Genomic DNA, 13,580 nt, shown 5'->3' on the forward strand with positions numbered 1-13,580 from the left:
CTTAAAGCTGGGTCCAGTCGAGGATGATCTTGCCGGTGCCGGCTGCCGCTGCGGCGTCGAAGCCCTTCTCCCACTCGCGCGCGGGGATGACCTCGGCGATCACGCGGCTGATCGACTCGCGCAGCGTGGCGCTGGTCTGCAGCATGGCGCCCATGGCGTTCCAGGTCTCGAACATCTCGCGGCCGTAGATGCCCTTGATGGTGAGCATGTGGGTGACGAGCTTCCCCCAGTCGATGCTGAACCCGGCGCCGGGCAGGCCCAGCATGGCGATCCGCCCGCCGTGGTTCATGTTGTCGATCATGGCAGGCAGCGCCTTCGGCGCACCGCTCATCTCGAAGCCCACATCGAACCCCTCGCGCATGCCGAGGGCGGCCTGCGCCTCGCGGATGTCCTGCTTCGAGACGTCGATGACCTGGTCGGCGCCCATGGCCTTCGCCATCTCCAGCCGCGGCGCGCTGACGTCGGTGGCGGTGATGAAGCGGGCGCCGGCGTGCCGGGCGACGGCGATGGACATCAGTCCGATCGGGCCGCACCCGGTGACCAGCACGTCCTCGCCCACCAGACGGTAGGTCAGCGCGGTGTGCACGGCGTTGCCGAGCGGGTCGAAGATGGCGCCGAGCTCTGGCGTGACGTCGTCGTGGTGCTTCCACACGTTGGTGGCCGGCAGCGAGAGGTACTCGGCGAACGCCCCGTCGCGCTGCACGCCCAGACCGATGGTGCGGATGCACATCTGCCGGCGTCCCGCGCGGCAGTTGCGGCAGGTGCCGCAGACGATGTGGCCTTCGCCGGAGACGCGGTCACCCACTGCGATGTCGCGCACCTGATCGCCGATCTCCACGACCTCGCCGTAGAACTCGTGGCCGGGCACCAGCGGGGCGGCGACAGCGGATGCCGCCCAGTCGTCCCAGCGGCGGATGTGCAGGTCGGTGCCGCAGATGCCGGTGCGCAGGACGCGGATGATGACGTCGGCGGGTCCGGGGGTGGGATCGGGGCGTTCGGTGAGTTCCAGCCCGGCGGCAGCGGCGGGCTTGAAAAGAGCCTTCATGCTTCGATCTGACCGTATTCGACGTTGTAGAGCAACAGCCTTCTCCTGCACGGTTCATTCAGTGGATGCTTAACAATAGGATCGGGGTGTGGAACTCCATCAGCTGCAGATCCTGCGGGAGCTCGGGGCCCTCGGCAGCGTCACCGCCGTGGCGGAGGCGATGCGCGTCACCCCGTCGGCCGTGTCGCAGCAGCTGGCGGCACTGCAGCGCGGATTCCGCACGCCGCTGACGCGCAAGAACGGCCGCACGCTCGCGCTGACGTCCGCCGGCGAGGTGCTGGCCGCGGCGGGGGCGGAGGCCATCGACGCCATGGCCGCCGCCCGCAACGCGTTGGACGAGTTCGAGCACGACGCCGCACGCTCGGTCAGCCTCAGTGGGTTCCACAGTGCCGGCCAGGCGCTGTTCGGCCCGCTGGTGCGGGAACTGGCGGCATCCGGCCCGGCACCGGCCGTGCACCTCACCGACGAGGATGTCGCGCAGAGCGAGTTCCCCGCACTGACCGCCCGCTACGACCTGGTGCTGGCGCATCGGATGGAGCACTCCGCGCAGTGGCCCACCGGCGGCATCCGCAGTGTCACGCTGGTGCGCGAGCCGCTGGACGTGGCGGTGTCGGTGCAGCATCCGCTGGCCGGGCGTCGTTCGCTCTCTCCTGCCGACGTGGCCGGTGAACGCTGGGTGACCAGCCGCGTCGGCTACTCCCCCGACGACGTGCTGCGGGCGGTGTCGGCCATCGCCAACCGGCCCGTGCAGGTGCAGCACCGCATCAACGACTACGGCGCGGTGGCCGCGGTGATCGCCGCCGGCGACGCGATCGGCCTGCTGCCGCGGTACACCTCGCGCAGCGTGGACGATCGCGACATCGTGCGCCTGCCGCTGCGTGGCGTGAACACCCTGCGCACCATCGACGTGCTGACCCGCCCCGAGAACCTGCGCCGCAGCTCGGTGCGGCTCGTGATCGAGGCGCTGACCCGCGTGATGGCGCGGTTGACGGATGCCGCGACGCACACCCCATAGGCTCGAGAGATGACCGAGGCCACGAACCCGCTGCTCTCCCCCTCCACGCTCCCGTACGGGCTGCCCGATTATGCGGCGATCCGCCCGGAGCACTACCTGCCGGCCTTCCACGCCGCGTTCGAGGAGCACCTGCGCGAGGTGCAGGCGATCACGATGGTGCGCTCGATGCCCACGTTCGAGAACACGCTGGTGGCACTGGAGCGCTCCGGCAGCATGCTGGAGCGCGTGGCGGCGGCGTTCTACACGGTCGCGTCGGCCGATGCCACCGCGGAGATCCAGTCCATCGACGAGGAGCTGGCGCCCCTGATGTCGGCGCACCAGGATGCCATCCGGCTGGATTCGCAGCTGTACTGGCGGGTCTCGCAGGTGCACTCCCGGCTGGACGAGCTGGATCTGGGCGCCGAGGAGCGCTACCTCGTGCAGCGGCACTTCCGCGAGATGACGCACGCCGGCGCGGCGCTGGACGATGCGGCCAAGGTCCGGCTCACCGAGCTCAATCAGCGGCTGTCGACGCTCAGCACCGCTTTCGAGAAGAACCTGCTGAACGACACCAACGAGCTCGCCGTGCTGTTCGACGACGCCGCGGAGCTCGACGGGCTCACATCCGGCGAGCTGAGCGCCACGGCTCGCGCCGCCGCCGACCGCGGCGAGACCGGCAAGCACCTGGTGGGACTCACGCTGTTCAGCGGGCATCCGTACCTGGCGTCCCTCACCGTCCGCGAGAGCCGCCGACGCATCATGGCTGCATCCCTCTCCCGCGGCTCGCGCGGAAATCAGAACGACAACGGCGCCGTTCTGACCGAGATCGTGACACTGCGCGCTGAGCGCGCCGCCCTGCTGGGCTACCCCTCGCACGCCGCGTACATCACCGCCGATGAGACGGCGAAGACTCCGGATGCCGTCGAGCGGATGCTGCGCGAGCTGGCGGCACCCGCCGCGCGCAACGCCGAGCGCGAGCGCGCGGCGCTGCAGGAGATCATCGATGCCACCGAGGCCGAGCCGTTCCCGCTCGAGGCGCACGACTGGGCGTTCTACACCGAGAAGGTGCGCCAGGCCCGCTACGACATCGACACCGCGGCCCTCCGCCCGTGGTTCGAGGCCGAGCGCGTGCTGCACGACGGCGTATTCTTCGCGGCATCCCGTCTGTACGGCGTGACATTCACCGAGCGGACGGATCTGGTCGCGTATCACCCGGGCGCGCGCGTGTTCGAGGTGCACGACGCCGACGGCTCGCCCGTGGGCCTGTATGTGCTGGATCTGTACACCCGCGACTCCAAGCGCGGCGGCGCGTGGATGAACCCCATCGTCAGCCAGTCCGCACTGCGCGGCACGCTGCCCGTGGTGGTCAACAACCTCAACGTGGCGCAGCCAGGCGACGGCGAGCCCACCCTGCTGACGCTGGACGAGGTGACCACGCTCTTCCACGAGTTCGGGCACGCCCTGCATGGGCTGTTCGCGCGCGTGACCTACCCGCACTTCGCCGGCACCAACGTGTTCCGCGACTTCGTGGAGTTCCCCAGCCAGGTCAATGAGATGTGGATCCTGTGGAGCGAGGTGCTCGACAACTACGCCCGCCACGTCGAGACCGGCGAGCCGCTGGATGCCGCGATCGTGCAGCGCCTGCGCGACACGGAGGCGTTCGACCAGGGCCACGCCACCAGCGAATACCTGGCGGCGTCGTGGCTGGACCAGGCCTGGCACCTCCTCGGCGCAGGCGACGAGCCCGGCGACGTGGCGGCGTTCGAGAAGACGGCGCTGGCCGACATCGGGCTGCTGAACCCCGTCGTGCCGACGCGCTACTCGTCGACGTACTTCGCGCACGTGTTCTCCGGCGGCTACAGCGCCGGCTACTACTCGTACATCTGGAGCGAGGTGCTCGACGCCGACACCGTGGAGTGGTTCCGCGAGAACGGCGGGCTGACCCGTGAGAACGGCGACCGCTTCCGCCGGCTCCTGCTGGGCGTCGGCGGCTCGAAGGACCCGCTGGAGGCCTACCGCGACTTCCGCGGCCGGGATGCCGAGATCGCGCCGCTGCTGAAGAGGCGCGGGTTGGATGCCTGAGCCCTCCGAATTCGCGGAGACCCTCGGCGCCATCCGCGGTGCGTTCGATCGGCGCGCGGCGACCTACGACGAGGATGCGATGCATCAGGCCGTGGCTCTCGAGGTCGCGGCGTTCGCCGATCTCGACGGCGTGCGCGATGTGCTGGACGTCGCGACCGGCACCGGCCTCGTGCTGCGCGCCCTGCACCAGCGGATGCCGGGGCTCCATCTGACGGGTGCGGACCTGTCGCCGGGGATGCTGGCCGCCGCGGCATCCGCTCTGCCGGAGGTGCGCTGGGTCGAGGCGGATGTCGCGGCACTCCCACTGCCGGATGCATCGATGGATCTCATCCTGTGCGTGACGGCGCTGCACATCATCCCCGACCTTCACGGGACCGTCGCGGAGTGGCATCGGATGCTGCGCCCCGGCGGGCGCGTGGTGACGGCGACCTTCCTGATGGGCGACGACCCGACCGTGCTGATCGATCAGCCCACGCCGGTGCGCCCGTACATCAGCGACTACACCGCGCTGAGGACACTCGAGGCGTACACGGCGACGTTCGCCTCGTCGGGCTTCGCCGTGACCCGGCACACGGTGTGGGCGGATGCCGTGGACACCGTGCTGGTCGCGGAGCTGACTGCGATCTGAACCCGCTCAGGCGCTCTTGCGCTTGCGGGCGAGCACCACGGTGGGCGGGGCGCCGTCCTCGACGGCGGCCTTGGTGACGACGACCTTCGTGACGTCCTCGGCGGACGGGATCTCGAACATGATGGGTCCGAGCACGTCCTCCAGGATGGCGCGCAGGCCGCGGGCGCCGGTCTTGCGCAGCACGGCCAGGTCGGCGATGGAGCGCAGCGCGTCGTCCTCGAACTCCAGCTGCACGCCGTCGATCTCGAACATGCGCTGGTACTGCTTGACCAGAGCGTTGCGCGGGCCGGTGAGGATGTCGATCAGAGCATCCTGGTCCAGCGGCGACACCGAGGTGACGACGGGCAGGCGACCGATGAACTCGGGGATCAGGCCGAACTTGTGCAGGTCCTCCGGCAGCACCTCGCCGAACAGGTCGAGATCCTTGCCCGGGTCGTGCAGCGGAGCGCCGAACCCGACGCCGTGCTTGCCGACGCGGGCGGAGATGATGTCCTCCAGGCCCGCGAACGCGCCTGCCACGATGAACAGCACGTTCGTGGTGTCGATCTGCAGGAACTCCTGGTGCGGATGCTTGCGCCCGCCCTGCGGCGGCACGGATGCGACGGTGCCCTCGAGGATCTTCAGCAGCGCCTGCTGCACGCCCTCGCCCGACACGTCGCGGGTGATGGACGGGTTCTCGGCCTTGCGGGCGATCTTGTCGATCTCGTCGATGTAGATGATGCCGGTCTCGGCGCGCTTGACGTCGTAGTCGGCGGCCTGCAGCAGCTTGAGCAGGATGTTCTCGACGTCCTCGCCCACGTAGCCCGCCTCGGTGAGGGCGGTGGCGTCGGCGACGGCGAACGGCACGTTCAGCCGCTTGGCGAGGGTCTGGGCGAGGTAGGTCTTGCCGCAGCCGGTGGGGCCGAGCATGAGGATGTTGCTCTTCGCGACCTCGACCTCCTCGGCCTTCTGCTCGGCGGTCTGCAGAGTGCCGCGGGCGCGCACGCGCTTGTAGTGGTTGTACACGGCGACGGCCAGCGAGCGCTTGGCCAGCTCCTGCCCCACCACGTACTCCTCGAGGAAGGAGTAGATCTCGCGCGGCTTGGGCAGATCGAACTCGGCGACCGGACCGGTGCCGGCCTCGGCCATCCGCTCCTCGATGATCTCGTTGCACAGCTCGACGCACTCATCGCAGATGTACACGCCAGGTCCGGCGATCAGCTGCTGCACCTGCTTCTGACTCTTTCCGCAGAAAGAGCATTTGAACAGGTCGGCACTCTCACCGATGCGTGTCATGCGCGTCCTCCTCGAAGCCGTGGATCAGGCGGGGGCCTGATGCCGCCTTTCGAGCCTAACCGCATGCACCGACACCCGGCCGCATTGGCGCGCATGCGAAGGGCCCGGGTCCGCCGACAGCGGAACCGGGCCCACGGCGCCTCGGGTCAGACCATGCTCTTCGTGTGCCACACGGTCTTCGTCTCGGTGAACGCGGTGATGCGGTCCAGACTCTGCTCCACCTCGCCGGGGCGCAGCACGCGCTTGAGGGTGTCGGCGGCGGCGATCTCCAGGTCGACCCAGTCCAGGTCGCCCGCGCCGGCGAGATCCAGCGCGTTGACGTCGGCGTGCGACGCCAGCCACGGCGTGATCTCCGCGGGGAAGCCGGTGAGCACGTTCACCACTCCGCCGGGCACGTCGCTGGTGGCCAGCACCTCGGCGAGGCTGATGGCGGAGAGCGGATGCCGCTGGCTGGCGATCACGACCACCGTGTTGCCGGTCACCAGCGCCGGCGCCATGACCGACACCAGGCCCAGCAGCGCGGAGTCCTGCGGCGCGACGATGGCCACGACGCCGGTGGGCTCGGGCACCGAGATATTGAAGTACGGGCCCGCGACGGGGTTGGCGTTGCCGGCGAACTGCGCGTACTTGTCGCACCAGCCCGCGTACCAGACCCACATGTCGATGGCGGCGTCGACCTGCGCGCCGGCGACGGCGGCCGACACGCCCTCCTGGTCGACGATCTCATCGACGAACTGGGCCCGGCGGCCCTCGAGGATCTCCGCGACGCGGTACAGCACCTGCCCGCGGTTGTACGCGGTGGCGCCCGACCAGCCCTTCACGGCCGCGCGGGCCGCGACGACGGCATCCCGAGCATCCTTCCTCGACGCCTTCGCGGCGTTGGCGAGGAAGGCGCCCTTCTTCGAGACCACCTCGTAGGTGCGACCGGATTCGCTGCGGGGGAACTTTCCGCCGATCGCGAGCTTGTAGGTCTTGGGAATCGTCAACCGCGCGCTCATGCTGCGGCTCCCTTCTTGGCGGGCTTGGTGGGCTTGGACGCCTTGGCGGAGACGGCCCTGGTCTGCTTCGCGGTGATCGCCCGGGTCGAGGACGCGCCGCTCTTCAGGTACGCGGTCAGACCGTGGCGGCCGCCCTCGCGCCCGTAGCCGGACTCCTTGTAGCCGCCGAAGGGGCTGGACGGGTCGAAGCGGTTGAACGTGTTGGCCCACACCACGCCCGCGCGCAGCCGGTCGGCGACGGCCAGGATGCGCGATCCCTTGTCGCTCCAGATGCCGGCCGACAGCCCGTACGGGGTGTTGTTGGCCTTGGCGATGGCCTCGGCGGGCGTGCGGAAGGTCAGCACCGAGAGCACCGGTCCGAAGATCTCGTCCCGGGCGATGCGGCTGGAGGCCTCGACGCCAGTGAAGATGGTCGGCGCGAACCAGAAGCCCTTGTCCGGCAGCGCGCAGTCGGCGGTCCAGCGCTCGGCGCCCTCGGCCTCGCCGATGTCGCTGAGCTCGCGGATGCGGGCCAGCTGGGCGGCGGAGTTGATGGCGCCGATATCGGTGTTCTTGTCCAGCGGGTCGCCAAGGCGCAGCGTGGACAGGCGGTGCTTGAGCCGGTCGACGACCTCGTCGTGGATCGACTCCTGCACCAGCAGGCGGCTGCCTGCGCAGCACACGTGCCCCTGGTTGAAGAAGATGCCGTTGACGATGCCCTCGACGGCCTGGTCGATGGGCGCGTCGTCGAACACGATGTTGGCGGCCTTGCCGCCCAGCTCCAGCGTGACGCGCTTGTCGGTGCCGGCGATGGCCCTGGCGATGTCGCGGCCGACGGCCGTGGAGCCAGTGAAGGCGATCTTGTCCACGTCGGGGTGGCGCACCAGCGTGGCGCCGGGGGCTCCGGCACCGGTGATGATGTTCACGACGCCGGCGGGCAGGTCCGCCTGCTGCAGGATCTCCGCGAAGATCAGCGCGGTCAGCGGGGTGGTCTCGGCGGGCTTGAGCACCACGGTGTTGCCCGCGGCGAGGGCCGGGGCCAGCTTCCAGGCCAGCATGAGCAGCGGGAAGTTCCACGGGATGATCTGGCCCGCCACGCCCAGCGAGCGCGGGTCGGCGCCGAGGCCGGCGTAGTCCAGCTTGTCGGCCCAGCCGCCGTAGTAGAAGAACCAGGCCGCCACCAGCGGCACGTCCACGTCGCGGCTCTCCTTGATGGGCTTGCCGTTGTCCAGGCTCTCGGCCACGGCCAGCTCGCGGGCGCGCTCCTGCACGAGGCGCGCGATGCGGAACAGGTACTTGCCGCGGTCGCGGCCGCTCATCTTCGACCAGACGCGGTCGTACGCGCGGCGCGCCGCGGCGACCGCGCGGTCGACGTCCTCATCCGAGGCCGAGGAGATCTCGGCGATGCGGCTCTCGTCGGCAGGTGAGATGGTGTGGAAGGACGGGCCGGAGCCGTCGACGAACTCGCCGTCGATGAACAGCCCGTAGCTCTCCTTCAGATTCAGGATCGCCTTTGACTCCGGCGCGGGAGCGTATTCCAGGAATGACATGTCTCGTCCTCAGTCGATGGTCACGTAGTCGGCACCGGAGTAGTGACCGGTGGTGATCTTCTGGCGCTGCAGCAGCACGTCGTTGAGCAGGCTCGACGCGCCGAAGCGGAACAGGTGCGGCTGCAGCCACTGCTCGCCGGCGGTCTCGGCGACCGTGACGAGGTACTTGATGGCGTCCTTCGACGAGCGGATGCCGCCGGCGGGCTTCACGCCGATCCTCTCCCCCGTGGCGCGGTACCAGTCGCGGACGGTCTCGAGCATGAGCAGCGTGGTGGGCAGCGTGGCCGCGGGCTGCACCTTGCCGGTGGACGTCTTGATGAAGTCGCCGCCGGCCAGGATGGACAGCCACGAGGCGCGCTTGATGTTGTCGTAGGTGTTCAGCTCGCCGGTCTCCATGATGACCTTGAGCGCGGCGTACGTGCCGTCCGCGCGGCGGCACGCCTCCTTGACCCGGGCGATCTGGTCGAACACGAACCCGTAGCGTCCCTCCAGGAACGCCCCGCGGTCGATGACCATGTCGATCTCGTCCGCGCCGGCGGCCACGGCATCCGCGGTGTCGGCCAGCTTGACCTCGATCGACGCCCGGCCGGACGGGAAGGCCGTCGCGACGGCGGCGACGTGGATGCCTCCGTCGTCGGGGTCGCCGTGCGCGGATCCGAGCGCCTCGATGGCGTGCGGCACCATGTCGCCGTACACGCACACCGCGGCCACCCGCGGGGTGCTCGGGTCGGCGGCATCCGGGGTCTTCGCCTTGGCCACCAGCGAACGCACCTTGCCCGCGGTGTCGGCGCCCTCGAGCGTGGTCAGGTCGATCAGCGAGATGACCTTGTCCAGCGCCCACGCCTTCGAGGTGGTCTTGATCGAGCGCGTGCCGAGGGCCGCCGCGCGCTGCTCCAGGCCCACCGCGTCCACGCCGGGCAGGCCGTGCAGGAAGCGGCGCAGGGTGGCGTCGTCGGGTTCACCGCCCAGCACGTCGACAGCCGTGCGACGGCTCAGTTCTGTGGTGGTCACATCTCCTCCAAGAGTGCTTGTGCTGTGGATTCATCGGTCACCAGGACGGTGCACAGTCCGTTGCCGACGACTGTACGCGCGATGTCGTGCTTGGCGGCGCCCGCGGTGACGAAGATGGATCGGGGCGCGGAGCGCACCCGCTCGAGGCTCACGCCGACGGTCCGCGCGTCCAGCTGCGGGTCGACGATGTTGCCGTCGGCGTCGATGTAGCGGCCCAGCAGATCTCCGACGGCGCCGCGTCGGGCGAGCTCGTCGATGTCCGCTGCGGTCAGGTAGCCGTTCTCGACATGAGCGGATGCCGCGTCGCACGGCCCCGCGGTGAACAGGAACGTACCGGCGTGCGACGCCTCATCGAGGATGGCGGCGACCGTGCGGTCCGCCTCGATGGCCCGCTTGGTCTCCACACGCTCGAGGATGGCGGGGCTGGGCAGCAGCACGGCCTGGCCCTCGCCGCGCTGCGCGATGGTGGCGGCGACGGATGCCGCGCCTCCCGAGCGCCGGTTCAGGCTCACTCCCCCGTTGGCCTGCACGACGGTGACGCCGTGCGCCCATCCCTCGGGCAGCGCCTCGGCGATGGCGGTGAGCGTGCGTCCCCAGCTGACGGCCAGTGTGCGCGGCACGGGGCGCAGGGCTGTCAGCATGTCGGCGGCGGCGCGGGCGACGCGCTCCAGCACGGCGCCGGGCTCGTCGGGTGCGGGGACGACCACGGCATCCTTCAGTCCGAATCGCTCCACGAGTGCGCGTTCGGCACCCAGCCGACGGGCGCGGGGATGCACGATCTCGATGCGCACGATGCCGCGCTCGCGGGCCTGCACGAGCAGCCGGCCCACCTTCCAGCGCGAGATGCCGAGGAGGGCGCCGATCTCGTCCTGCGTCTTGTCCTCGTCGTACGAGAGCTCGGCCACGCGCACCATGAGCAGTTCGTCGTCCACGGCATCCTCCTTCCGCCTCCAGCTTAGGAGGGTACCGACGCACGCGCACTGTTCTGCTCAGATGAGCATTCGGATGCCGACGTCCTGCGCATCCGTTGCCCGTTGAACGCAGAAGAGCGGCCCGGCGTGGTGCCGGGCCGCTCCTGCGAGACGGGTGTCTCAGGCGCGCTTGCGCGAGCTGAGCACCTGGTCGACGATGCCGTACTCCTTGGCCTGCTCGGCCGAGAGGATGTTGTCGCGGTCGATGTCGCGGTTCACCTGCTCGACGGGCTTGCCGGTGTGGCGAGCCATGGTCTCCTCGAGCCAGGTGCGCATCCGCAGGATCTCCTTGGCCTGGATCTCGATGTCGGATGCCTGGCCCTGACCGGCCTCGCCCATCGCCGGCTGGTGCATGAGCACGCGGGCGTTGGGGAGGGCGAGGCGCTTGCCGGGGGCGCCGGCGGCCAGCAGCACGGAAGCTGCGGATGCCGCCTGGCCGAGCACGACGGTCTGGATCTGCGGTGCCACGTACTGCATGGTGTCGTAGATGGCCGTCATGGCGGTGAACGAGCCGCCGGGCGAGTTGATGTACATGGTGATGTCGCGCTCGGAGTCCTGGCTCTCCAGGACCAGCAGCTGCGCCATCACGTCATCGGCCGAGGCGTCGTCGACCTGCACGCCGAGGAAGATCACGCGGTCCTCGAACAGCTTGTTGTACGGGTCCTGGCGCTTGAAGCCGTAGGCGGTGCGCTCCTCGAACTGCGGGAGCACGTAGCGGCTGGAGGGGAGGGTGCCGGCGGAGCGGAACGTGGGTGTGTACATGTGTCGTGTTCCTTACTTGTCCGCGCCGGTGCCGCCGCCGCCGTGCACGTCGCTGGCGTGCTCGCGGATGTGGTCGACGAATCCGTACTCGAGCGCCTCGTCGGCGGTGAACCAGCGGTCGCGGTCCCCGTCCTCGTTGATCTGCTCGACGGTCTTGCCGGTCTGGCCCGCGGTGATCTCGGCGAGACGCTGCTTCATCGAGAGGATGAGCTGCGCCTGCGTCTGGATGTCGCTGGCCGTGCCGCCGAAGCCGCCGTGCGGCTGGTGCAGCAGCACGCGGGCGTTCGGGGTGATGTAGCGCTTGCCCTTGGTGCCGCTGGTCAGCAGCAGCTGGCCCATCGACGCGGCCATGCCGATGCCCACCGTGACGATGTCGTTCGGCACGAACTGCATGGTGTCGTAGATGGCCATGCCCGCGGTGATCGAGCCACCGGGCGAGTTGATGTAGAGGTAGATGTCCTTCTCGGGATCCTCGGCGGCGAGAAGGAGGATCTTCGCGCAGATCTCATTCGCGTTCTCATCGCGCACCTCAGAGCCCAGCCAGATGATGCGATCCTTCAGCAGCCTGTCGAAGACGCTCGTCGCCATCAGGGGTTCAGCCATGTCAGCTCCTGTTTCCGTGTTTCGGTGATTCGAATCTACCGGCGCGCGCGCGCGGCCCCGGCCGTGTTCGCCCTGAGCAGAGAGCGCGTCACTCAGACGCAGGAAGGGCGGATGCCGCAGCATCCGCCCCTCCTGATGATCCGCGATCACTCGGCCTTGTCGGCTTCGTCCTTCTCCGCGGCGGCCTTCTTGGCAGGCGCCTTCTTGGCCGGAGCCTTCTTGGCGGGCTTCTCCTCGGCGTCGTCGGCCTTCGCAGTCGCCTTCTTGGCCGGAGCCTTCTTGGCTGCGGGCTTCTTGGCGGGCTTCTCCTCGGCGGGAGCCTCCTCGGCCTCGGCCTCGGCCTCGTCGTCGGCGTCGCCGATGAACTCGGACAGGTCGACGGCCTTGCCGTTGCTGTCGACGACCTTGACCTTGCCGAGCACCGAGGCGAGGGCCTTGTTGCGGGCGATCTCGCCGACGAGGGCGGGCAGCTGGCCGGCGCCCTGCAGGGCCTCGACGAACTCCTGCGGAGCCATGCCGTACTGGGCGGCGGACTGCACGATGTACTGGCTCAGCTCCTCCTGGGAGACCTGCACGTCAGCGCCCTCGGCGATGGTGTCCAGCAGCACCTGCGTGCGGAACTGCTTCTCACTGGCCTCGGCGACCTCAGCGCGGTGCACGTCGTCGTCCAGGCGGTTCTCGTTCTCGAGGTGGGTGTGCACCTCGTCCTCGATGAGCTGAGCCGGGACGGGGATCTCGACCTTCGCCAGCAGCGCGTCCAGCAGCTGGTCACGAGCGGCGGCGCCCTGTGTGAAGACGCCCTGCTGGCCGACGCGCTCGGCGAGGCTGTCGCGCAGCTCGGCCAGGGTGTCGAACTCGGATGCCATCTGAGCGAAGTCGTCGTCGGCCTCGGGCAGCTCGCGCTCCTTGACGCCCTTGACCGTGACGGAGACCTCGGCTTCCTCGCCGGCGTGGTCGCCGCCGACGAGCTTGGAGCGGAAGGTGGTCTGCTCACCGGCGGTCAGCGAGTCGATGGCCTCGTCGATGCCCTCGAGCAGCTCGCCCGAGCCGACCTCGTACGACACGCCGTCAGCGCGGTCGATCTCGGCGCCGTCGATCGTGGCGATCAGGTCGAGCTCGACGAAGTCGCCGCTGGCTGCCGGGCGGTCCACGGGAATCAGGGTGCCGAAGCGGGCGCGCAGGCTGTCCAGCTCGGCGTCGACGGCGGCGTCGTCGGTGTCGACGGCGTCGACGGTGATGGTGATGTCGTCGTAGGAGGGGACCTCGATCTCGGGGCGAACGTCGACCTCGACGTCGACGAGCAGGTCGCCGGAGAAGTCCTTCTCGTTCGGCCACTGGGTGATGTCGGCGGCGGGACGGCCGACGATGCGCACGTTGTGCTCGGCGGCGGCCTCGCGGAAGAAGCGATCCAGGCCCTCGTTGACGGCGTGCTCGATGACGGCGCCGCGGCCGATGCGCTGGTCGATGATCGGAGCAGGGACCTTGCCCTTGCGGAAGCCGGGGATCTGCACGTCCTGAGCGATGTGCTCGTAGGCGTGCTTGATGCTGGGCTCGAGGTCCTCAGGGGTGACCGTGATGCTGAGCTTGACCCGGGTCGGGGAAAGCTTCTCGACGGTGCTGTTGGCCATACTGGTGTATCTCCTTGTGGTTTCCGCGCGGACGGCGCGGGCATGAAGTCTGTT

Annotated in this window: 12 protein-coding genes; 3 read left to right on the forward strand and 9 right to left on the reverse strand. The window is 69.4% G+C overall.

All coding sequences use genetic code 11. The features are described 5' to 3' along the window. Position 1: 1 nt before the first annotated feature. Complete coding sequence (tdh, locus tag Q0568_RS13055; RefSeq protein WP_298867218.1) at positions 2 to 1,045, reverse strand: L-threonine 3-dehydrogenase; 1,044 nt, start codon at positions 1,043 to 1,045, stop codon at positions 2 to 4. Between the two features lie 88 nt (positions 1,046 to 1,133). Here tdh and Q0568_RS13060 point away from each other — a divergent pair, with 88 nt between their 5' ends. The 3 genes from Q0568_RS13060 to Q0568_RS13070 are packed head-to-tail and all read left to right on the forward strand — an operon-like array spanning position 1,134 to position 4,749. Then, the gene (locus Q0568_RS13060; protein WP_298867220.1) at positions 1,134 to 2,060 is read left to right on the forward strand and encodes a LysR family transcriptional regulator; all 927 of its coding nucleotides are present in this window, start codon (positions 1,134 to 1,136) and stop codon (positions 2,058 to 2,060) included. Positions 2,061 to 2,069: 9 nt separating this feature from the next. Next, complete coding sequence (locus Q0568_RS13065) at positions 2,070 to 4,121, forward strand: M3 family metallopeptidase (RefSeq protein WP_298867222.1); 2,052 nt, start codon at positions 2,070 to 2,072, stop codon at positions 4,119 to 4,121. Further along, positions 4,114 to 4,749, forward strand: coding sequence for a class I SAM-dependent methyltransferase (locus Q0568_RS13070; protein WP_298867225.1), 636 nt, complete (start codon positions 4,114 to 4,116; stop codon positions 4,747 to 4,749). Before Q0568_RS13065 ends, Q0568_RS13070 begins: the two co-directional genes overlap by 8 nt. 6 nt (positions 4,750 to 4,755) lie before the next feature. On the opposite strand, the gene clpX is transcribed toward Q0568_RS13070, so the two are convergent. From clpX to tig, 8 genes are all read right to left on the reverse strand, one after another. Then, positions 4,756 to 6,024 carry an ATP-dependent Clp protease ATP-binding subunit ClpX gene (gene clpX / locus Q0568_RS13075; protein WP_298867227.1) on the reverse strand — a complete coding sequence of 423 codons (1,269 nt, stop codon included), beginning with the start codon at positions 6,022 to 6,024 and terminating at the stop codon, positions 4,756 to 4,758. Between the two features lie 146 nt (positions 6,025 to 6,170). Beyond that, a complete protein-coding gene (locus tag Q0568_RS13080; RefSeq protein WP_298867229.1) occupies positions 6,171 to 7,022 on the reverse strand; it encodes an aldehyde dehydrogenase family protein in 852 nt (283 codons plus the stop codon). Continuing rightward, complete coding sequence (locus Q0568_RS13085; RefSeq protein WP_298867231.1) at positions 7,019 to 8,551, reverse strand: aldehyde dehydrogenase family protein; 1,533 nt, start codon at positions 8,549 to 8,551, stop codon at positions 7,019 to 7,021. The genes Q0568_RS13080 and Q0568_RS13085 overlap by 4 nt, the downstream gene beginning before the upstream one ends. Before the next feature lie 9 nt (positions 8,552 to 8,560). After that, positions 8,561 to 9,562, reverse strand: coding sequence for a deoxyribose-phosphate aldolase (gene deoC, locus Q0568_RS13090; RefSeq protein ID WP_298867234.1), 1,002 nt, complete (start codon positions 9,560 to 9,562; stop codon positions 8,561 to 8,563). Further along, positions 9,559 to 10,494: a sugar-binding transcriptional regulator gene (locus Q0568_RS13095; protein WP_298867236.1), complete on the reverse strand. Its 936-nt coding sequence runs from the start codon at positions 10,492 to 10,494 to the stop codon at positions 9,559 to 9,561. Before Q0568_RS13095 ends, deoC begins: the two co-directional genes overlap by 4 nt. A 159-nt stretch (positions 10,495 to 10,653) precedes the next feature. Continuing rightward, positions 10,654 to 11,295 (reverse strand): ATP-dependent Clp protease proteolytic subunit, encoded by a 642-nt coding sequence (locus Q0568_RS13100; protein WP_298867238.1) that lies wholly within the window; start codon positions 11,293 to 11,295, stop codon positions 10,654 to 10,656. A gap of 12 nt (positions 11,296 to 11,307) precedes the next feature. Next, a complete protein-coding gene (locus Q0568_RS13105) occupies positions 11,308 to 12,021 on the reverse strand; it encodes an ATP-dependent Clp protease proteolytic subunit (RefSeq protein ID WP_298867294.1) in 714 nt (237 codons plus the stop codon). Between the two features lie 23 nt (positions 12,022 to 12,044). Beyond that, positions 12,045 to 13,526: a trigger factor gene (gene tig, locus Q0568_RS13110; RefSeq protein WP_298867240.1), complete on the reverse strand. Its 1,482-nt coding sequence runs from the start codon at positions 13,524 to 13,526 to the stop codon at positions 12,045 to 12,047. Positions 13,527 to 13,580: the final 54 nt, after the last annotated feature.

The sequence above is a fragment of the uncultured Microbacterium sp. genome, assembly GCF_937927635.1.
In the GTDB taxonomy this organism is placed as follows: domain Bacteria; phylum Actinomycetota; class Actinomycetes; order Actinomycetales; family Microbacteriaceae; genus Microbacterium.

What these genes read in the sequence shown, in the direction of transcription:
- tdh (WP_298867218.1), bottom strand. Translation starts at nt 1,045, where the DNA reads ATGAAGGCTCTTTTCAAGCCCGCCGCTGCCGCCGGGCTGGAACTCACC.
- Q0568_RS13065 (WP_298867222.1), top strand. Translation starts at nt 2,070, where the DNA reads ATGACCGAGGCCACGAACCCGCTGCTCTCCCCCTCCACGCTCCCGTAC.
- Q0568_RS13070 (WP_298867225.1), top strand. Translation starts at nt 4,114, where the DNA reads ATGCCTGAGCCCTCCGAATTCGCGGAGACCCTCGGCGCCATCCGCGGT.
- clpX (WP_298867227.1), bottom strand. Translation starts at nt 6,024, where the DNA reads ATGACACGCATCGGTGAGAGTGCCGACCTGTTCAAATGCTCTTTCTGC.
- Q0568_RS13080 (WP_298867229.1), bottom strand. Translation starts at nt 7,022, where the DNA reads ATGAGCGCGCGGTTGACGATTCCCAAGACCTACAAGCTCGCGATCGGC.
- Q0568_RS13085 (WP_298867231.1), bottom strand. Translation starts at nt 8,551, where the DNA reads ATGTCATTCCTGGAATACGCTCCCGCGCCGGAGTCAAAGGCGATCCTG.
- Q0568_RS13100 (WP_298867238.1), bottom strand. Translation starts at nt 11,295, where the DNA reads ATGTACACACCCACGTTCCGCTCCGCCGGCACCCTCCCCTCCAGCCGC.
- Q0568_RS13105 (WP_298867294.1), bottom strand. Translation starts at nt 12,021, where the DNA reads ATGCTGCGGCATCCGCCCTTCCTGCGTCTGAGTGACGCGCTCTCTGCT.
- tig (WP_298867240.1), bottom strand. Translation starts at nt 13,526, where the DNA reads ATGGCCAACAGCACCGTCGAGAAGCTTTCCCCGACCCGGGTCAAGCTC.